Consider the following 21,254-nt stretch of genomic DNA (forward strand, 5'->3'; position numbering starts at 1 on the left):
AAGTTATTATTAACCTTATAAATAGATATTATGTACGGAAAATTTAAAGATTTCTTGGCAGAAGAACTTTCGAATATAGAGGCTGCCGGTCTATACAAAAAAGAAAGAATTATCACAACACCCCAACGTGCTGACATAAAGGTAAATGCAGGAGAGGATGTACTTAATTTCTGCGCAAACAATTATTTGGGATTGTCCGACAACAAACGTTTGATTGAGGCTGCCAAGTCTGCTATGGATACACATGGATACGGAATGTCTTCCGTACGTTTCATTTGTGGAACTCAGGATTTGCATAAGCAGTTGGAAGCTGCCATCTCAGATTATTTCAAGACTGAAGACACTATTCTATATGCGGCATGTTTCGATGCCAATGGCGGATTGTTCGAACCTCTTCTGACTGAAGAAGATGCCATTATATCAGATGCCTTGAATCATGCGTCAATTATTGACGGAGTACGTTTGTGTAAGGCTAAACGATATAGATATGCCAATGCGGATATGGCAGACCTGGAACGCTGTCTGCAGGAAGCACAGGCACAAAGATTCCGTATTATAGCTACTGATGGTGTGTTCTCAATGGACGGAAATGTGGCACCTATGGATAAGATCTGTGATTTGGCAGAGAAATACGATGCATTGGTAATGGTGGATGAGTCTCATTCGGCTGGTGTTGTAGGCCCTACAGGACATGGTGTGGCTGAACAGTTCGGCGTTTACGGTCGTGTAGATATATTTACAGGCACACTTGGCAAGGCATTCGGAGGTGCGATGGGTGGCTTCACTACTGGTCGCAAAGAAATTATTGATATGCTTCGTCAGCGCTCACGTCCTTATCTGTTCTCTAATTCAGTGGCTCCTGCTATTATCGGAGCAAGCCTTGAAATGTTCAAGATGCTGAAGGAAAGCGATGCCTTGCATGATAAATTGATGGAAAATGTAAATTACTTCCGTGATAATATGCTTGCTGCGGGATTTGATATCAAGCCTACACAGAGTGCCATTTGCGCTGTTATGCTTTACGATGCCAAATTGTCTCAGGATTTTGCTGCACGCATGCAGGAAGAAGGTATATATGTTACAGGATTCTACTATCCGGTAGTTCCTAAAGGACAGGCACGCATACGTGTACAATTGTCGGCAGGTCATGAGCGTGCTCATCTTGACAAGGCTATCTCTGCATTTATAAAAGTAGGAAAGGAATTGGGAGTCATCAAATAGGTGACATAAAAAAAGAAGCACAACATAATGCATTTCTCAATGTATTAGATGTGCTTCTTTTTTTATGCATATAATGCATTCATTTATTGGACTTTCTTTGTACCCTCGAGGGGAATCGAACCCCTATCTAAAGTTTAGGAAACTTCTATTCTATCCGTTGAACTACAAGGGCAGTTTGAACTCATGCATTTTTTAATGCTTTGCAAAAATACATCTTTTTACTGATTTTGCAATAATTTATATCAAAAAAAACTCCTTTATATCCTTTTTGTAAAAAATAGCCCTGTTTTATTGTTTTTTTGAAAGAAGTTTTTCATTTTTGCAGACATTAATATTTTTGAAAATTTAAAATAACAACATTATGGCAGAAGAAATAACAGTCAAGGAGATTGATGAAGTGGTAGTACGCTTCTCAGGTGACTCTGGCGATGGTATGCAATTGGCCGGAAATATGTTTTCCAATATATCAGCAACAGAGGGAAATGACATCAGTACATTCCCTGATTATCCTGCAGATATACGTGCCCCGCAAGGTTCGCTTACCGGTGTGTCAGGATTTCAGGTACATATCGGCTCAGGAAAGGTCTATACTCCGGGCGACAAGTGTGATGTGCTTGTTGCGATGAATCCTGCAGCTTTGAAAACACAATATAAATTCTGTAAGCCACAGTCTGTAATAATTATTGATACAGACTCGTTTACCAAACGTGATCTTGAGAAGGCACAGTTCCAGTTGGAAAATCCTTTCTCTGAACTTGGTATAAAGAATGAAGTGGTAGAGGCATCTATTACCACAATGTGTAAAGAGTGTCTGAAAGACAGTGGCCTGGACAATAAATCTATTCTGCGTACTAAGAATATGTTCGCTCTCGGACTTGTTTGTTGGCTGTTCCAGCGCGATGTGAAAGTTGGCGAAAAGATCTTGCGTGAGAAATTTGCCAAGAAGCCGGAAATAGCTGAAGCAAACGTACAGGTGTTGTATGCCGGTTATCAGTTCGGTGCGAATACCCATGCTTCTGTTTCCATGAGCTACAGAGTTCCTTCGAAGAATCAGAAAGCTCACGGACGCTATATGGATATCAACGGTAACAAGGCTACTTCATATGGTCTTATTGCTGCTGCCGAGAAGGCCGGACTACAGCTCTATCTGGGTTCATATCCTATCACTCCTGCCACTGATATTCTTCACGAACTGGCAAAACACAAATCATTGGGTGTTAAGACTGTGCAGTGTGAAGATGAAATTGCCGGATGTGCTTCTGCCGTAGGTGCTGCATTTGCCGGAGCTTTGGCTGTTACAACTACTTCAGGACCTGGTATCTGTCTTAAAAGCGAAGCTATGAATCTGGCTGTGATAACAGAGTTACCTCTGGTTATTGTCGATGTACAGCGTGGTGGCCCTTCTACAGGTTTGCCGACAAAATCTGAACAGACAGACCTGCTTCAGGCACTTTATGGACGTAATGGTGAGAGTCCTATGCCTGTTATCGCCGCATCTTCACCGACCGACTGTTTTGATGCCGCATTTACAGCATGTAAGATTGCTTTGGAACATATGACTCCGGTAGTGCTTCTTACTGACGCTTATATAGCAAATGGTTCTGCTGCATGGAAACTTCCTGATCTGAATGAATATCCGTCAATCAATCCTCCGTACGTTACTCCGGAAATGGCTTCATACTGGACTCCGTTCCTCCGTAACTATGAGACAGGCGTCCGTTATTGGGCAAAACCGGGTACTGAAGGATTTATGCACCGTATAGGTGGTCTTGAAAAGAGCAGCGAGACAGGAGCAATTTCTACTGAACCAGAAAACCATCACCTGATGACTAAGTTGCGTGCAGAAAAAGTAGCTAAAATTGCCGACTCACTTCCATTGTTGGAAGTTGAAGGGGATGAAAATGCCGATTTGTTGATAGTAGGTTTTGGTGGAACATACGGACATTTGCATTCAGCAATGGATGTTCTTAATGCTAATGGCAAGAAAGCAGCTTTGGCACATTTCCGTTTTATCAATCCGCTTCCTAAGAATACTGAAGAAGTTCTTCGCAAATATAAGAAGATTGTCGTTGCAGAACAGAACATGGGACAGTTTGCAGGCTATCTGCGTATGAAGATAGAAGGATTGCATTTACATCAGTTTAATCAGGTTAAAGGTCAGCCGTTTGTAGTACAGGAATTGGTTGATGCTTTCACAAAAATAATGGAGGAATAATCTATGAGCGAATCAAAATATACAGCAGCCGATTATAAAGCAGGACAGCCTCGCTGGTGTCCGGGATGTGGTGACCATGCTTTTTTGAATTCATTCCACAAAGCATTGGCAGAAATAGGTACAGCACCTAAGGATATAGCCGTTATATCTGGTATCGGCTGTTCTTCACGTCTGCCTTACTATATGAATACATACGGAATGCACACTATTCACGGACGTGCAGCGGCAATTGCTACAGGAGTGAAAGTTGCCAACCCGCATCTTACTGTATGGCAGATTTCAGGTGACGGTGACGGTCTTGCAATCGGTGGTAATCATTTCATACACGCTATCCGCCGTAATGTGGATATAAATATTATCCTTCTGAACAACCGTATCTATGGACTTACAAAGGGACAGTATTCTCCTACTTCAGAGAGAGGTTTTGTTAGCAAGTCATCTCCTTACGGAACAGTGGAAGATCCGTTCCATCCGGCAGAACTTTGTTTCGGAGCACGCGGACGTTTCTTCGCACGTTGTGCGGCCGTTGACGGAAATCCTTCTGTAGAAGTGCTTAAAGCTGCAGAAAAGCATAAAGGAACTTCTGTAGTTGAAGTCCTTCAGAACTGTGTAATCTTTAATGATGGAACTCATAATTCAATTGCCAAGAAAGAGGATCGCGAACGTAATGCCATCTATCTGGAGCATGGAAAACCTATGTTGTTCGGCCCAAACAAGGAATTCGGATTGATGCAGGAAGGTTTCGGACTCAAAGTGGTGAAGCTGGGAGAGAACGGAATAACAGAAAAGGACATCCTTGTGCATGACGCACACTGTATGGACAATACATTGCAGTTGAAACTGGCCCTGATGGAAGGTCCTGACTTCCCTATAGCTTTAGGTGTAATTCGCGATGTTGAGGCTCCTACATATGAACAAGCTGTAGAGGACCAGATAAAAGAAGTTTCAGAAAAGAAGAAATACCACAATTTTGCGGAACTCCTTGATACAAACGATACTTGGGAAATTTAATTTTTAATCAGCGGAAAAACGCTCTGTCGTTTTAATTAAGACTCTTTGTCATTTAAAGTAAAGATGGCAAAGAGTTTTTTTATTGCCTTATTCGAGGTTTGAAGTGTACTGTATATATGGGCTTCTTTGTTAATTAGTATTAATGGTTTAAGTGTAAGACATACAATAAAAGAGAATGCTTATTTTTGTATTATAAACTACAATTTAATACTTAATACTTATGAACAAACATCTTTTATTTTGTGCGTTTGCACTGTCCATTTCTTCGGCTTTTGCCCAACAGGCTACTGTTAAAGGTCCGGACTCAAATCTTAAAGTTGATATCTCTGTAAAAGGAGGAAAACCGCTTTATACCGTTACTTATAAAGATAAGATTATTCTGGAAGATTCTCCTTTAGGCTTTGTTACCAGTATTGGCGATTTCAGCCAGAATGTATCTTATGTGGAACAGAAATCATCGTCTGTAAAGAAAACTTATGTACAGGACAGGATTAAGCAATCTTCTGTAAATTATAATGCCAACGAACTGAGAGTTACATTCTCTAATGCCGATAAGAATCCTTTTGATGTCGTATTCAGGGTGAGCAATAACGATATAGCTTTCCGTTATGAATTACCTCAGTATGGTGAGACGGCTTCTATAGTGATGAAGTCGGAAGCTACAGGCTTTGATTTCCCTGAAAATACCACTACATTTATTTGTCCTCAGAGTGATCCTATGATAGGGTGGAAGAGGACCAAACCAAGTTATGAGGAGGAATATGTAGCAGATGCGGCCATATCAACTACATCGAAGTATGGTGAGGGATATACTTTCCCTTGTCTTTTCCGTGTGGGTGAAAATTGGGCATTGGTGTCCGAAACAGGCGTAAGAAGTAAGTATTGTGCTTCTCATCTGAGTAATGCTACCGAGGGAGGTCTTTATACCATCGCTTTTCCTAATGAGGGTGAGTTGAACGGACTGGGTGCATCAACTCCGGGACTTGCACTTCCTGGAGAAACACCGTGGCGTACTATAACAGTGGGGGATAATCTGAAACCAATAGTAGAGACTACTGTACCTTTTGACGTTGTAGAACCGTTGTATGAGCCTTCGCAGGAATATAAATTCGGTCGTTCCACATGGAGTTGGATAGTATGGCAGGATCCAAGTATCAATTATGAGGATCAGATAAAATACATTGACCTGGCTGCAGAAATGGGATATGAATTTACATTGATAGATGGCGGATGGGAGACAAACATAGGCCGTGAACGAATGGAAGAGCTTTTCAGATATGCCAAGAGTAAGGGAGTGGGAGTGTTCGTATGGTATAACTCCAACGGATATTGGAATGATGCTCCTCAGTGTGCAAAACAGTGCATGAGTAATTCGATTGACCGTAAGCGTGAGATGAAATGGCTTCAGGAATGTGGAGTGAAAGGTTTGAAGGTGGATTTCTTCGGTAGTGATAAGCAACAGATGATGGGACTTTACGAGGATATTCTGAGTGATGCCAACGATCATGGTCTTATGATAATATTCCATGGATGTACAATTCCTCGCGGATGGGAACGTATGTATCCTAATTATGTGGGAAGTGAGGCCGTACTTGCTTCAGAGAACCTGATTTTCAGTCAGCATGCCGATGATATGGAGGCATTTAATGCAACTCTTCATCCGTTCATCCGTAACACCGTGGGAAGCATGGAGTTTGGAGGTACAATTCTGAATAAGAGACTTAACAGGACAAATGATGGAGGAATGATACGACGTACTACTGATGTGTTCCAGATTGCCACAGCAGTACTCTTCCAGAATCCGATACAGAATTTTGCCATAACTCCGAATAATCTTTACGATGCTCCGTCGTCAATGATAGAGTTTATGAAAGAAGTTCCTACTACATGGGACGAGACAAGGTTTATTGACGGCTATCCCGGAAAGTATTGCGTCTTGGCGCGCCGACATAACGGACACTGGTATATTGCCGGAGTAAGTGCGCTGAAAGAACCTTTAAAACTTGAGCTGAACCTTCCTATGCTGTCTGATGGTGACGAATGTACATATTATTATGACAACAAAAAACGTGAACCTCAGAAAGAAACACTAAAGATAAAGAAATCATCGTCGGTTTCAGTAGTGTTGCAGCCTGAAGGCGGAGTGGTTATTGTGAAGTAATACAGTGTATTATATTGATGTATTGAAAGAAAATTACCGGTAGTTTATGTCTGTCATGGAATTTATTTATAACTTTGCAGCCTAACATATTTTTATGCATTATGGAAAATAAACTCTTAATCTACAATACACTGAGCCGTACGAAAGAGCTTTTCAAACCGGCTCACGCACCTCATGTGGGTATGTATGTGTGCGGACCTACCGTGTATGGCGATGCTCATCTGGGACATGCACGTCCGGCAATCACTTTCGATATTCTTTTCCGTTATCTCACTCATCTGGGATATAAGGTACGCTATGTACGCAATATCACTGATGTTGGTCATCTTGAACATGATGCCGATGACGGTGAGGACAAGATTGCAAAGAAAGCACGTCTTGAACAGCTTGAACCGATGGAGGTAGTGCAGTATTATCTGAACCGTTACCACAAGGCAATGGAAGCACTTAACGTTCTTCCACCAAGCATAGAGCCTCATGCTTCGGGACATATCATCGAGCAGATACAGCTGGTAGAAGAAATCCTAAAGAACGGATATGCATACGAGAGCCAGGGATCAGTATATTTCGATGTAGCCAAATATAACAAAGACCATCATTATGGAAAATTGTCAGGAAGAAATCTTGATGATGTAATCAACACTACACGTGAACTTGACGGTCAGCAGGAAAAGCATAATCCTGCCGATTTTGCTCTCTGGAAGTGTGCACAGCCTGAACATATCATGCGTTGGCCTTCACCATGGAGTGACGGTTTCCCTGGATGGCACTGCGAATGTACCGCCATGGGTAAGAAATATCTTGGTGAGACATTCGATATTCACGGTGGAGGTATGGATCTTGTGTTCCCTCACCATGAATGTGAGATAGCACAGAGTGTGGCTTCGCAGGGACATGACATGGTACGTTATTGGATGCACAATAATATGATTACCATCAACGGCCAGAAGATGGGTAAGTCTTTGGGTAATTTCATTACTCTTGAAGAGTTCTTCACAGGCAGTAATAAGTTGCTGGCACAGGCATATTCGCCAATGACAATACGTTTCTTCATCCTTCAGGCACATTACCGTAGTACTGTTGACTTCAGTAACGAAGCTCTTCAGGCTGCAGAAAAGGGGCTTGAACGTCTGATGGAAGGTGTGAAGAACCTCGAACGTATCACTCCTTCTAAGACTACCAGCGGTATTGAACCGGCAGGACTCCGTGAGAAATGTTACGATGCTATGAACGATGACCTTAATACACCTATCGTTATATCACACCTTTTCGATGCTACACGTATGATAAATACTGTAATCGACAAGAAGGCTACTATCAGCGAGGCTGATCTTGAAGAGTTGAAGCAGGTATTCAATCTGTTTGTATTCGACATTCTTGGTCTTAAAGCAGACGCTGAAAATAATGCTGCACGTGAGGAAGCATACGGTAAGGTCGTTGATATGCTTTTGGAACAGCGTATGGTGGCTAAGGCCAACAAGGATTGGGCTACAAGCGATAAGATTCGTGACAATCTTGCAGCCTTGGGATTTGAAGTAAAAGATACCAAGGATGGATTTACGTGGAAGCTGAATAAGTAATTTAAAATAGTATATTTATTCGAACGTCTGCTGAATATAGTTTAAATACTATTTAAATGGTGTTTAAACATTATTGGGCAGACGTTTGTTTTATATTTGATAATTCGGGATTGAAGTGTATTTGTTTTATTTGCAAATATAAAATCTTAAGAAAAAGCTTGTTTTTTAATATTAAACTATTATTTTTGCCATTGTAAATTTTAAAAATAGAACAATTATGAAGAAGATTTTTTCAACTTTAGTCATTATGGTGTGTCTGTTGCTGGCTGTTCCTGCACAGGCTCAAGTAAAATTCGGTCTGAAGGGTGGTTTGGATGTTTCTAAGTTAGATAATAAAGTAGGAGATAATACAACCGGTTTCTTTGTAGGTCCTATGGTTGATGTTACTCTGCCTATTATCGGTTTAGGAATAGATGTGGCAGCTCTTTATTCACAATCAGGTTTGGATGTTAATAATAAGAATTCCGAGAAGCTGAAATCTGTAGAAATTCCGGTAAACCTTAAATGGACATTAGGACTTGGAAGCACACTTGGAGTATATGTTGCAGCCGGTCCACAATTCGGTTTCAGCATAAATGACGGATGGAAGCAGTTAATGGAAGAATCAAACAAAAGTTTTGTCAGTGTCAATGTAGGAGCCGGTTTAAAATTGCTTCGTCATCTTCAGGTTGGAGTTAACTATAATATCGGAGCAAGTAAACTTGGAGACATGATTGTTGAATCTGCTGACGGTAATTTGCGTTCAAGCATTAGAAAAAATTCATGGCAGGTTTCTCTGGCATATATGTTCTGATATAGATAATAAGATATAGACTTTGTCCCACAGGCTTCAATATCAAGAAGTTTGTGGGATTTTTTTTGTTTTAATGTGTAACTAAAATAACGATTATAGTTAAGGTCTTGAACTTTTTTGTATCGTTTTGTTATTGACTTAAATCAATAAAAGCATATGTTTGAACAATATGATGAACAAATGTATGTTTAATATTGTCTTGTAATCTGTGAAACATTAGATAAATAATAATTTGATAGGTATAGTTTATGAAACAAGAATTGAAAAAAGTTGAGGTAAAAGAATTGTATGTTGCACCTGTTTGCGAATGTATTGAGATGTTGTCAGAAGGAATTCTTTGTGCAAGTACGGATGGTAACATTTCATCTACAGGAGTTTTCGGAGCAGAGGGAGATAGATTTGTTGGTGAATGGTAATCTTTGATGATATTATGAATAAAGTAAGCAGATTTTTCCTTTTAACAGCATTGCTGTTTAGCTTTTTTTCTTGCGGAAAGACTGATGTTTCGGATAATGGAGTAGTGGATAATCCGACGGGAGGCGATATTGGAGCAGGAAATACAGAAGATGAAGATATTGCGAATTTTAAAATATCAATGAATGTTACGGAGTCGTCTAAATATAGCAGGGCTTCTATTGATGAAAATTTACCGGCAAACGGTGCCCAGCTTCAGGTAAGATGGGATAGTGGGGATAAGGTTCGCATGATGGTAGGAAGTGCTGCAGATGATGTAACAGCATGTGATTTCACCCTTGTTGGTGGCCCTTCGATAGGTTCCGGTAATTTTGAGTATGTTGGCAGCAGGGTGGAGACAAATTATTATTACGGTATATATCCACCTATGGAAATAGGCACAAATGGTGAAGTACAATTGAATGTGCCGATAGACGGAACTATAAGTCAGGCTGCGGCAGATGATTCACGACATTTGGGACAGTTCAGACCAATGTATTCACCACCAGTACGCAATGAGGAAGGTGGCAATGTGCTGACAGGTGTGGTATTCAGACATCTCACATCACTTGTCATCTTTAAGGTGACAAACAGTACAGATGAGGCATTCAATCTTAACTCAATAGAAATGTCAACAGCGGATGGAAATGCAGTGTTTTATTCGTCTGCAACCTTCAATCCGCAGAATCAGACAGAAGCGGTGGTGAAAGGAAGTCCTAATGTATCGGTAGCTTTGGCTTTTGATAATAATGGTATGCAGGTCGCTTCTCAGGAAATGAAGAAAGCATATCTGCCGGTACTTCCTTCAGGGGATTTCACCAAATCACAGTTAAGGGTAAGAGCTATTACGGATAAAGGTGAATTCATCACAGAGCTTCCTATTGCAGCAAGTGAGACATTGAAAAAGTTCCAGGCAGGTAGCTATTGTATCTTTAACCTGAAGAAAACGACAACAGGCTTTACTGTGGAGATGGAGATACAGGGATGGGAAGATGGTGAGATAGTGGATGTTCCAGTAATTTAGATTATCAGAACTTTCGGATAATGAAGTTGAACATTTATGCGACATTATAGATTATTGTGCCGCATGTTCTCCTAATACCCCCTATAGAAAAATATCGTTATTCACTTTTCGAAATATGGAAGCAGACACAAAGATAGCCGCCCTAAAAACTGGACGGCTATCTTTCTTATATCTTATACACTATCCTATTTTCTTAAATAGTATTTTCTTTCATTGTATCAGTTTATAGACCTTTACCCAGTCCGTTATCATCCGTACGGGCAGTTCTTCAGGATTTGCCTTGCCTACCCATGCTCCTTCTATCTGCATGTCTATTAGTATATAGTAAGGAGTACCAAACGGGAATTGTCCTTCCTTGTCAGTTTCAATTTTGGGATAGGTATGTGTCGTTTTTCCGTTTACGGAGAAAACTATTTTGTCTGGTAGTATCTCTACGCCATATACATTGTACCCATCGCTGTCAATAGCGGCTTTAGCAGTATGTGGAGGGTTTTGTTTTTCATTCAATGTATAAGTATAGTGCGTATGTATTGTCTGATGGACAAAATCATCGTGATTAAGCCTTTCCATTATGTCTATTTCTCCACCTTTAGGCCATTCTCCTTTCTCGGGCAACATCCATATAGCCGGCCATGCTCCCTGTGCGGCTTCAAGTTTTGCCTTAACCTCAACTTTTCCGTAACATATAGAGAATTTTCCTTTTGTGGATATTCCACCCGTTAGAAATCGAGCAGTGTCGTTTGGTGCGATTCCTTTGTTTTCAACTCCGTGAAGTATGAGTTTACCTTTTTTTACTTCATACAAAGTTTCATTGTCCGACATGTATTTTCTCCAGTCTGATTTACCTCTTGTGATCTTACTCCATTTTCCGGTATTGATAGATTTTCCTTTGAAATCTTCTTCCCAGATCAGTTCATAATCATTCTTTCCTCCCCGGGCATAAGTCACGGGGAGAGAAAGAAGATAAAGAAATATAATCAATAACCCTTTTATTATATTCATGTTAGTTCTTGCTTTCTTTTAGATGTATCTTTCTGTTCGGCTGTATTATTTATTTTCAGTATGTCTGTACGAAATATTCTTGATATCACCTTTGAAACCCATGTATTCGTCACCAATGGTTTTGAGTGGGAATATCAGTGTCTCTACATACCAGAATTTGTCTTTTCTGTTATGCTTGAAGTTATATACCTCGCGTGTACGTCCTTCCAGTCTTTCAATCTTTTTCCCATTAACAAAGAGTGTAGTACCTTTCACATCGCCTTCAATGCGTATTTTCGTCCATTCACTGGCAGGCAGACGATAATCGTGGAATACGAACTCATAACCATCGCGTCTGAAAGCAAATTTGCCTGTGTTCTGCCAGTTTGTTACAAATTCAGAGTGAGGCCCCTTGAAAAGTATTCCATCTATGGCAGGCACACTGTCAGTGCGTATATCAAATTCTACAGCATATGGATAACCTATTTCATTTATTTTTGTGGCAACTTTAGTCTTTCCGTCTATTGACAGAATTTTATTATTTTCTATAAGGTTACCGCCTTTCTCTACTTTTGCCATCAAATTTACTCCCGGGGCTTCCGGAGTAGTTTGGCACAATTTCTCAAATTCCTTGTAAGAAACATTTTTGCTATTCTCGCCTTTCCATAACTTATCAGAAACAAGCTGTATTGCAGGGAAGCATCTGAAATGTACATCCTGTTGGCTTACACCGTTGCCAACCCTGTCGTTCCATACTGCCAGCATCGCTCCGAGGAAGTTAGGGTTACCTTCTTCTATAGTTTCGTCTTTTCTCATCATTTCAGGACGCCAGTTATTGTATAGCCATTCATATTCCAAAAAGTCATGGTAATAGTTTACTGCAGGAACTAAATACAAGAACCAGTCGCAAAGGTTGACTACTTTTGCTCCTGTAGCAAGTGAAGTCTTTACATCCATCCAGTTGGCGTTCCATGCACTGATTACACAGTCTTCAAGGTTTACTTTTGTTTCACCTTTCATTATTTTCAAACTGCCCCAAACTCTCGGAGTCTTACCGTATTTTTTTATCAGCTTTACATAATGATTTGTAAAATGCCTGAACTGTTCTGCTTCTTTTAAATTGTATTCGTCGGTACCGATATGTACTTCAGGACCAATGAATACAGGATTTTCTCCACTAAGATATTCGTCGAAAAGTGAATCGACAAAGTCATAAACTTCTTTTTTATAAAGATCAAGATGGTCGGCTCCATATTCCTTATTGTCGGCTGCAAGTCGTGGATCGTAGTGAGTGAAAGCCAAAGAATGCGCAGGGACATCGATTTCAGGGATAATGGTTATACCATATTTTGCTGCCATTTTCTGAAGTTCGCGGAACTCTTCCTTTGTGTATGATCCGTCTTTTGCCGTAAGTCCTGGATATCTGTCACTTTCCAGACGGAAAGCCGAATATGTCTTGTTCCAGTCGTTGCCTGAAAATTCAACGAATCCGTTGTCGTTCAGGTGAATCTGTAATTCGTTCATTTTGTAGAAAGAAAGAATCTTCACGTAGTTTTTAAGAAAATCCATAGAGAAGAACTTTCTTGCTACGTCTATCATAAATCCGCGATTGCTGTATTTCGGGAAGTCTATTGCTTTTCCCTTTTGAAGACCGTCGGGCTGGTTATATATCATCTGCAGTAGCGTTCTGGTTCCCCAAAATACGCCCTTTGCCGTATTGGCTTCGATTTCTATCTTATCACCTATTGAACATTCATAACCTTCGCAGCCCAAACGGTCTTTCTCTTTTCCTATTGATAAAGAAATGTCACCTTTACCGGCTTTAAGTCCAGTAGTAACGCTATATTCGTATCCCATCATCTCTTTCAAGTCATCTTTTAGTATAAGAGCCGTCTGCATCAGCATTCCAGAGTCTTTTTTACTTACGACTATTGTTCCGGTTTGTTTTGGAATAAATTTCCCGTTTTGTTTTTTCCAACTTTGCAGAGCTGGAATTACTTTTGGAATGTCGTTTCCAGCAAAGCAAGAGATGCCGAAAAGACACGTTATAACTATTATCAATGTTTTCTTTATCATGGTATTAGTGAAATTTATTGTTTACTTTATAATTATCTCATCAAAACAGAATTTTGAAATCTGACCTGGTCGCATGAAATGATCTTCAGGTATCAGTCCGGCATGTTTGGCAGTAATCTTGACGTATGTAGCACTGGTTTTTTCTCCTTCGAAAACTATATCTTCTACGAAGTTCCCTTCATGGAATATTTCTTGTTCAGAAAATTCTCTTTCTCCGTACAGTTTGAATGATTTGTTATCATCAGAGATCTCTACTTTGATACTTTTAGGCTTATGCACTCCCATGCCGTAGTTTGTGAGGCATCCTATTCCGATACTTTCTATTTCTTCTGTACCTTTAAGGTATATGGTAAACACTGCGTCAGAGTTTGCCCATGTGCACCATTCAAAGTCCGATTGTCTTTTACTTCCTCTGACACCGTTAGTTAGCAAAAATATATCTTTATTTCCATTTTCTACAGTTTTTCCGGTTGCCTTGTTGAAATCAATCTTTAAAGAAAGAGTCTCACCCATCTGTTTGCCGTTCTTGAAAGAAGCTACATTGATAACAGTACTTTCTTTTACAGGAAAATCTGATGACACTAAATTTGATTTTGCATTAGGTTCACTGCCGTCTGTGGTATATCTTTTTTCTACGTCAGTACGTTCGCATTGCAGATTGACGTTGACACAACCATCGGCAGGTGTGCATTTATGCTGGATATTATACATAGACTTTGCATATCGTACACCTTTTACATCAAGATGAGTCAGGAAGTTATCCAATCCTTTTTGAAAGTTTTCCCAGTCGGATGTACCTTTCTTTCTCCATGCCATGTCAGCCAGGGCTGCAAGACGAGGGAAAATCATGTAAGTTACATCTTCTGCACTGTTACAGAACTCTGTCCACATTGAAGCTTGTACTCCCATCAACAGATCTTCATAGCCTTTTTCCCAGTTATCCTGTACAGGTTCGTATGCATAGATATCTTTCATAAGGTTGTTCCCGAAATAAGTTACCGGCTCGAACCATTGAGGTCCCTGATATCTGATGAGATAAAGTAATCTGGCTGGAGTGAGTATGAATTTGTGTCCCTCAGCGGCAGCTTTCAGTGCGGCATTTCCGTATCCCTGCCATCCGAATATCACGGTTCCGTCTGGTACTCTGCTGTTTGTCAGCTCGTCCCATCCCATCATTTTCTTTCCGTTAGCTTTTACGTAATCGCTCATTCTCTGCATGAAATATCCCTGCAGGTCTTCTACGTGGGTAATTCCTTCCTGTTTCATTCTTTTTTTACATAGTGGGCATGTTTGCCAATAGAACTTGTTGGCTTCATCTCCACCCATGTGGATATATTCCGAAGGGAACAGTTCGGCTACCTCTTTAATCACATCGCTCAAAAAATCGAAAGTTTTTTCATTGCCGGCACAGTAAATTATTTCAGTGTCGCGTCCACCAAGGCCAGGAAGAACATTTATTTCCTTTTTTACATTAGGACATGCCAATTTCGGATATGATGCCAATGCTGCACATGAGTGAGCCGGGACGTCAATCTCAGGAATGATTTCTATCTGTCTTTCTGATGCATATCTGATAATTTCCTTCAAATCTTCCTGAGTGTAGAAGCCACCTACAGTACAACTCTCGCCCTCTTGTCTGTTTCTTCTTCCGTAGAAAGGAGTATCACCTCTGTCAGGACGCCATGCTCCAACTTCTGTCAGACGTGGATATTTCTTTATTTCAAGTCTCCAGCCTGTATCGTCTGTAAGGTGCAGATGAAGCTTGTTTAGCTTCAGCATAGCCATACAGTCTATCGTTTTTATCAAATCATCTTTTGGTAAAAAATAGCGGGCAACGTCTATCATCAGCCCTCTGTAACCGAATCTGGGTCCGTCGTTTATATCCATTGCCTGTACATACCATTCCTGGCTTGAGCTTGCTTCAGAGGCTTCAATTTGTGGTGGAAGTACCATTCTAAGAGTTTGTACAGCATAAAAGAAACCGCTTCGGTCTGAAGCCGAAATAATTATGCCCTTGTCGTCCACTTTCATCCTGTACGACTCTTTCTCTACAGTGCTGTCTGCTATGAAGCGGATTGCTGCGTTTTTATCTTCTGTTACTTTTATTTTGAAGCCTGCAGCGGATTCGAAAAGCGAAGAAAGATATTCAGCTACAGTTTTCTGATCATTTCCGGTTGCATATATTGAAGTTCGGGAAGTAATGCAGTAACCTTTGCCTTCCGTCACAGCCGATTCTACCGGTGAGGGGATGATTACCCGTTCTTCGGCTTGCCTGCATCCTGTTGCGGCTAAACATATTGCCATGGCTATTAGTGCACCGGAAAATAAATTCTTTTTCATTATCATAAATAAATTTTCTTTGTATTAAATGAAAATGAGCCGGTGAACCTGCAGCCAAGTCCGCCGACTCATTTTCTATATATGACAATCAATTACACATTTTGTGTACTTAGGCATTAATAACCGAAGTTATTTTCGGTAATACCAGGATTGTTGTCTCTTTCTGTATCAGGAATAGGAAGTAACAGATTCTTTTTCAAGAATTCTTCTGTAAGGTTACCTTCGTTGTAAATACGGTCAGTCCATTTTTGTGATGACGATTTATAGTAAGCATCTGAAACTTTTGTTATTTCATGATTGTTGTGGTATTCTAGTGCCTTCTTAAGGAATTCTGTACCGCGTATTCTCATCATTTCGTACATATCAGGTTCGCCAAACAGCTCGATTATACGTTCGAAATAAAGTTTTTCACGTACTTGATCTTTGGTCAGATCTTTTGACCAGTCAGCAGGTTCAGTAGCAGGAGCTGCTGTCTGTGCTGAGCGTCGTGCACGGGCTAATACTTTATTTGCCAGTTCAATAGCTTTGTCTTTCTGATCGAGTTCGTTATATACATCAGCCATTAATAACAGCATTTCTGCATATCTGTACACCATCAGATTCTTATGTGAAGCTGTACCCTGCTGGTTTTGGTCGTATAGTTTTGCATGTGCCGGCCATGCGTTCTGATTTCCGTTTTCTGCAAAAGTTTTTCTAATACCTTTCAAAGCTTGAATTTCAGCCTTTTCTCTAGGAGATGCATTTTCTGGAATTTGTAGTCCTTCCATATATTCCAAGCTTGGGTTTGCAGGATTTTCAAACTTGTCATATGGTAGTACTCCTACATAGATTTTATCTTCCACGTCTTTTCCATCTTTCTGAATCTTTTCATAAATAGGCTTCTTATCATTATCTTCTCCAATCTGAATCTTATATGTGAAATAAGGATAGTAGTAAACGCTGTCGTTTGCAGATGGTTTGTCGCCTACCTGAGGTTTTGGATTAGCCTGGTTGTTTCCGGTTCTTTTTCTGTGTACAGTAAGGAATGTTGCGTCGATACGTGGATCACCCGGATACATGCTTTGGTGCATATCGTATGCTGATTTTGTAGCACGGTAAGTACTCCAGTTTACACCTGTAGTAGAAGATGTAGGTGAGAAACGGTTACTTGCACGGTTGAAACAGTTTGTTGAAGTAACACTGAAGTTTATCTGGAAAATAGATTCTTTGGAACTTGAAACCCAATCGCCGAACAAATCTGCAAAATTATTTTCAAGGTCATAGATATTGTTGTCATATACTTCATCAAACTTAGTTTTAGCGTTAGTCCAGTTTTCCTGAGGATTGATGCCTGTAGCAGCCATACGGTAATATACTTTACCCATGAATGCTTTTACTGCCCATGAATTTGCACGACCTACGCTTGATTTTGGATCAATGCTTTCTGCATCTTTAAGATCGTCTATTACATGTCCAAGAACTTCAGCAGCAGGTGTACGTCCTATTGTGATACCTTCTGAAGTTGATGCAGAAGTCTTGAAAGGAACGTCACCAAATAAAGATACCAGATTATAGTATGCCATAGCACGTAAGAATTTAGCTTCTCCGCTGTACTGTTTCTTTATGTCATCAGAAAGACCGCTATTATTCAGATTTTCCAAATAAGCGTTAACCTCTGAAATAACCTTGTACATGGCATTCCATGTAGTTGATATAAGACCGTCACTTGATAGGGACTGCAGGCTTACTATTCCATCGCTACCACTTCTTTGTGACCATCCAAAGCCGGAACCGCTTATTGGAATTTCCTGCCAGTGTTGGCCGTATGCCGCAGTTGTACTCATGTAAGAATAGCATCCTAGCAATGCTAATTCAGCGTTACTGCCATTAGAGAACACTATTTTATTGTTCTGCGTATATAGCGGATTTTCGTCCAGACATGACGACATGCAGCATGCCGCAGAAAGTGATAATATCAGATATTTAATATTTTTCATGACTTATGTTCTTTGTAGGTTATTGTTATATTATTGATTTAGAATGTCACGTTCAGTCCGAATATGAACTGGCGTGGAGTAGGATAAGAGTTCATATCGACTCCAGGACGTAAGCCGTCGAATGCGAAGCTGTTTACTTCAGGATCGTATCCGCTATAGTCTGTAATGATGAATGCGTTCTTTACAGATGCGAATATTGAAGTATTCTGGAATCCAATCTTGTTCATCCAAGATTTAGGAAGAACATAGTTCAGAGTGATGTCTGAGCAGCGCAAATAGCTTCCGTCTTCCACATAGCGATCCATAACCATGTTTTGTACTATGAAGTTAGATGAAGGATATAGGTTAGACTTGTTTTCTGGAGTCCACATGCCTTCGAATGCTTTCTTTGATACTGTACCAGCTTTTGATCCAGGAGTGTTGATATAACGGTTGTTTACATTTATGATGTCACGACCGTGTACACCGTTGAATGCAGCAGACAGGCTTAAACCTTTCCATGAAAGTGAAGTCTGGAATCCGTATGTGAAGTCAGGATTAGGATTACCAATGATATTACGGTCTGAAGTATCAATGCTTCCGTTGCCGTCGAAATCTACAAATTTCACGTCACCAGCCACAGGTTTCTGTCCTAAAACGTCATTATAATATCCTGTAGTACCGTCAGGTTTTGTATATCTTACTCCTTGGTCTGTTATGTCTTCAGCCTGTACTATACCTTGAGTTGCATAACCTAAGAACAATCCTGGTTCTTCTCCCTGAAGGAATATATGTCCAACTCCGAAGTGGTCGCCAAGTGAATTACCATAATATCCTATTCTTTCGCCCAAGCATCCGAATTCTGTAGGAATAAGTCCCAGATTTACGATTTTGCTCTTATTCTTTCCGAAGTTACCTGTTAAACTCCATTTCCAGTCTTTAGTGTCAATAATTTGAGCTGTCAATGTAAGTTCCACACCTTTGTTATCCAATGATCCTTGATTATAGTATGTAGAAGAGAAACCTGCTGATCCTGGAAGATTTCTAGATATAAGCAAGTCGTTTGTTCTCTTTACATAGAAATCCAAAGTACCGCTAAGTCTTGAACGGAACAATCCGAAGTCAAATCCGGCATTCCATGAAGAAGTCTTTTCCCACGTCAAACCATTGTTAGGAAGGTTAGTAATAGTCAGTGTAGCCAACTGGTTTCCAGAACCGTCTGCATAGTGATTTGTACCACCACCGTACATAGAGAATGTAGAGTAAGGATTGATACTCTGGTTACCTGTTACACCGTAGCTTACTCTTAACTTTAACTGATTCATCCATTCCACATCTTTCAGGAATTCTTCCTGTTCCATACGCCAAGCTAATGAAGCTGACGGGAAATAACCCCAACGGTTACCCTTTGCAAACTTACTTGATCCATCGGCACGTATTGATGCTGTGATAAGATATTTGTCAAGGAATGACAGATTGATACGTCCAAGGTATGACAGCAACTGATAGTCGCGCTGTATAGGTTCCTGGTGTTGTACGTTGCCTGCCATGTGAATACCGTTTTCACGCAGATCGAACATAGTGAATTGTGAACCGATAGTATTCTGGTTTAGGAATTTGTATGCATCGTATGTAACACCGGCAGTAGCATCCAATGTTGCTATGTCACCGAATTTAGTATTATAGTTTAATACATTTTCTACAGAATAGTTGCTCTTATTAAGATTAGATATAGCCAGATATCCGTTATTGTTCATACCCTGATATAATTGCAGACCATACCAGCGGCTACGATCGTTGATATTCATGTTACCACCTACACGGAGGTTATATTGTAATCCTTTCACGATCTTCCATGAAAGATCCATACTCATATTGAATGTCTTATCGTTTGCTACATCTTCGTAGTCGTTAAGCCAACTGAAAATTGTTGTTTTGTTCTCAGCTTGGAATGAAGGGTCACCTTCCGGCATTTCAAATGGAGCATAGTCTAGAGCTGTACGAGAGATTGCTGTAGTTGATCCACCCAAGGTGCTACCTCCTGCCATCATGTTATTCTGTCTGAGCGAACCGCTCATAGTCATGTTAAGATGAACTGTTTTTGAAAGGTCCATGCCAAGATTGGCACGTAAGTCACCTTGTTTGAGACCTGTCTGTTTTACTGTACCATTGATATCCTTGAAATTGGCAGAAATATAATAAGTCATCTTATCACTACCACCATTTACTGATACTGAATAAGTTTGAGAAAATGCTGAACGGTAGATTTCTTTCTGCCAGTTGCGATACTGAATAAGGTTATATGTTTCAGGATTGTTAGGATCATAATTAGCTAGAGCGTCATTGAATACATATCTGACTTCGTCGCCTACTACATAGAAAGGATATTGTCCGTTAGAAACGCGTGAGTTAATATAAGCTGCGTGTTCCTGCAGATTTGTCATCTCCATAAGGCGTGTAGGGTCTGCTATAGTAAAGTTTGCACTTACGTTGACTTTTGCTTTTCCTTGTTTACCTTTCTTTGTAGTAATAAGGATTACACCGTTTGCACCACGAGAACCGTAAATAGCAGTTGAAGAAGCATCTTTCAAGATAGTGATATCTTCAATGTCGGCAGGGTTAAGTGCTGCCAGAGGGTCCTGATTGATCTGGAAGTCTCCACTGATACCTGATGATGCAAATTCACCAGCTGAAGCCTGAGGTACGTTGTCGATGACATAGAGAGGCTGGTTGTCACCACGCAATGAGCTTGCACCACGGATTGTGATTGATGAAGCAGCACCTACTGCTGATGATGCCGAGCTAACCACAAGTCCTGCAACCTTACCAGACAACAGGTTATCCAGTGATGTCGCTTTGGAAGCATCGTTTGCATCAGGACGCATAGTAGTAAGAGCACCAGTAAGGTCTCCTTTACGTGCTGTACCATAACCTACAACAACAACTTCTTCAAGAGCCTGTGCATCTTCTTTCATTTCTACATTTATCACAGTCTTGTTTCCAACAGTAACTTCTTGAGTAGAGAAACCGATAAAAGTAAATACCAATACAGACTTCGGGCTATTTACCTTGATTGAGTAGTTTCCGTCGAAATCAGTAATAGTTCCCACCGTACTACCCTTGACTTGAACGTTAACTCCGGGCATTCCTTCTTTTAATTGAGTGTCCAATACTTTACCCGTAACGATTTGTTCTTGGGCCAATGCTTCAAAAGAGAATATAAGCATTGAAACCATAAACAGGCAGAAATACTTTAATTGTCCTTTCATTAATACTAAATTTTAGTTAAACATTAAATTGAAAATAGTGTTTTTTGCAATTGATATTATTAGGCTCAATCATTAAATCACGCTGCAAATCTAGATTTTATGTCTTTTCTTTATGTTCACAAATAACTATTTTATTTCCAAATTTGATTATATAGCTATTTTTAGAATATCCTTA

13 protein-coding genes and 1 tRNA gene are annotated in these 21,254 nt (G+C 40.2%); 8 read left to right on the top strand and 6 right to left on the bottom strand.

Annotation, left to right across the window (positions count from 1 at the left end; genetic code table 11):
• Positions 1 to 30: 30 nt before the first annotated feature.
• Entirely contained in the window at positions 31 to 1,221 is a 1,191-nt protein-coding gene (gene kbl / locus H6A61_RS07200; RefSeq protein WP_204392431.1) for a glycine C-acetyltransferase, read from the top strand.
• Positions 1,222 to 1,321: 100 nt separating this feature from the next.
• Here the strand turns inward: kbl and H6A61_RS07205 are convergent.
• A tRNA-Arg gene (locus tag H6A61_RS07205) sits at positions 1,322 to 1,393 on the bottom strand.
• Positions 1,394 to 1,582: 189 nt separating this feature from the next.
• On the opposite strand from H6A61_RS07205, the gene H6A61_RS07210 reads away from it, so the two are divergent.
• The 7 genes from H6A61_RS07210 (at position 1,583) to H6A61_RS07240 (ending at position 10,458) form a co-directional block, all read left to right on the top strand.
• Complete coding sequence (locus H6A61_RS07210) at positions 1,583 to 3,436, top strand: 2-oxoacid:acceptor oxidoreductase subunit alpha (RefSeq protein WP_204392433.1); 1,854 nt, start codon at positions 1,583 to 1,585, stop codon at positions 3,434 to 3,436.
• A 3-nt stretch (positions 3,437 to 3,439) separates the two neighbouring features.
• On the top strand, positions 3,440 to 4,447 hold the full coding sequence (locus H6A61_RS07215) for a 2-oxoacid:ferredoxin oxidoreductase subunit beta (protein ID WP_204392436.1): 1,008 nt from the start codon (positions 3,440 to 3,442) through the stop codon (positions 4,445 to 4,447).
• A gap of 220 nt (positions 4,448 to 4,667) precedes the next feature.
• On the top strand, positions 4,668 to 6,608 hold the full coding sequence (locus H6A61_RS07220; protein WP_204392438.1) for a glycoside hydrolase family 97 protein: 1,941 nt from the start codon (positions 4,668 to 4,670) through the stop codon (positions 6,606 to 6,608).
• Positions 6,609 to 6,709: 101 nt separating this feature from the next.
• Entirely contained in the window at positions 6,710 to 8,188 is a 1,479-nt protein-coding gene (gene cysS, locus H6A61_RS07225; RefSeq protein WP_204392440.1) for a cysteine--tRNA ligase, read from the top strand.
• A 217-nt stretch (positions 8,189 to 8,405) separates the two neighbouring features.
• Complete coding sequence (locus H6A61_RS07230; RefSeq protein WP_204392441.1) at positions 8,406 to 8,981, top strand: porin family protein; 576 nt, start codon at positions 8,406 to 8,408, stop codon at positions 8,979 to 8,981.
• Positions 8,982 to 9,229: 248 nt separating this feature from the next.
• Entirely contained in the window at positions 9,230 to 9,397 is a 168-nt protein-coding gene (locus tag H6A61_RS07235; RefSeq protein WP_204392443.1) for a hypothetical protein, read from the top strand.
• Positions 9,398 to 9,411: 14 nt separating this feature from the next.
• A complete protein-coding gene (locus H6A61_RS07240; protein ID WP_204392445.1) occupies positions 9,412 to 10,458 on the top strand; it encodes a fimbrillin family protein in 1,047 nt (348 codons plus the stop codon).
• A gap of 210 nt (positions 10,459 to 10,668) precedes the next feature.
• Here the strand turns inward: H6A61_RS07240 and H6A61_RS07245 are convergent, their stop codons facing one another.
• From H6A61_RS07245 to H6A61_RS07265, 5 genes are all read right to left on the bottom strand, one after another.
• The gene (locus H6A61_RS07245) at positions 10,669 to 11,460 is read right to left on the bottom strand and encodes a glycoside hydrolase family 16 protein (RefSeq protein ID WP_204392447.1); all 792 of its coding nucleotides are present in this window, start codon (positions 11,458 to 11,460) and stop codon (positions 10,669 to 10,671) included.
• 45 nt (positions 11,461 to 11,505) lie between these two features.
• Entirely contained in the window at positions 11,506 to 13,515 is a 2,010-nt protein-coding gene (locus H6A61_RS07250) for a family 20 glycosylhydrolase (protein ID WP_204392449.1), read from the bottom strand.
• A gap of 21 nt (positions 13,516 to 13,536) precedes the next feature.
• On the bottom strand, positions 13,537 to 15,855 hold the full coding sequence (locus tag H6A61_RS07255; RefSeq protein WP_239469138.1) for a glycoside hydrolase family 20 protein: 2,319 nt from the start codon (positions 15,853 to 15,855) through the stop codon (positions 13,537 to 13,539).
• Between the two features lie 116 nt (positions 15,856 to 15,971).
• Entirely contained in the window at positions 15,972 to 17,831 is a 1,860-nt protein-coding gene (locus H6A61_RS07260) for a RagB/SusD family nutrient uptake outer membrane protein (RefSeq protein WP_204392453.1), read from the bottom strand.
• 38 nt (positions 17,832 to 17,869) lie between these two features.
• Entirely contained in the window at positions 17,870 to 21,079 is a 3,210-nt protein-coding gene (locus H6A61_RS07265) for a SusC/RagA family TonB-linked outer membrane protein (protein WP_154043528.1), read from the bottom strand.
• Between the last annotated feature and the right edge of the window lie 175 nt (positions 21,080 to 21,254).

Origin of the sequence: Bacteroides caecigallinarum, assembly GCF_016901995.1 — a bacterium.
GTDB lineage: Bacteria > Bacteroidota > Bacteroidia > Bacteroidales > Bacteroidaceae > Phocaeicola > Phocaeicola cellulolyticus.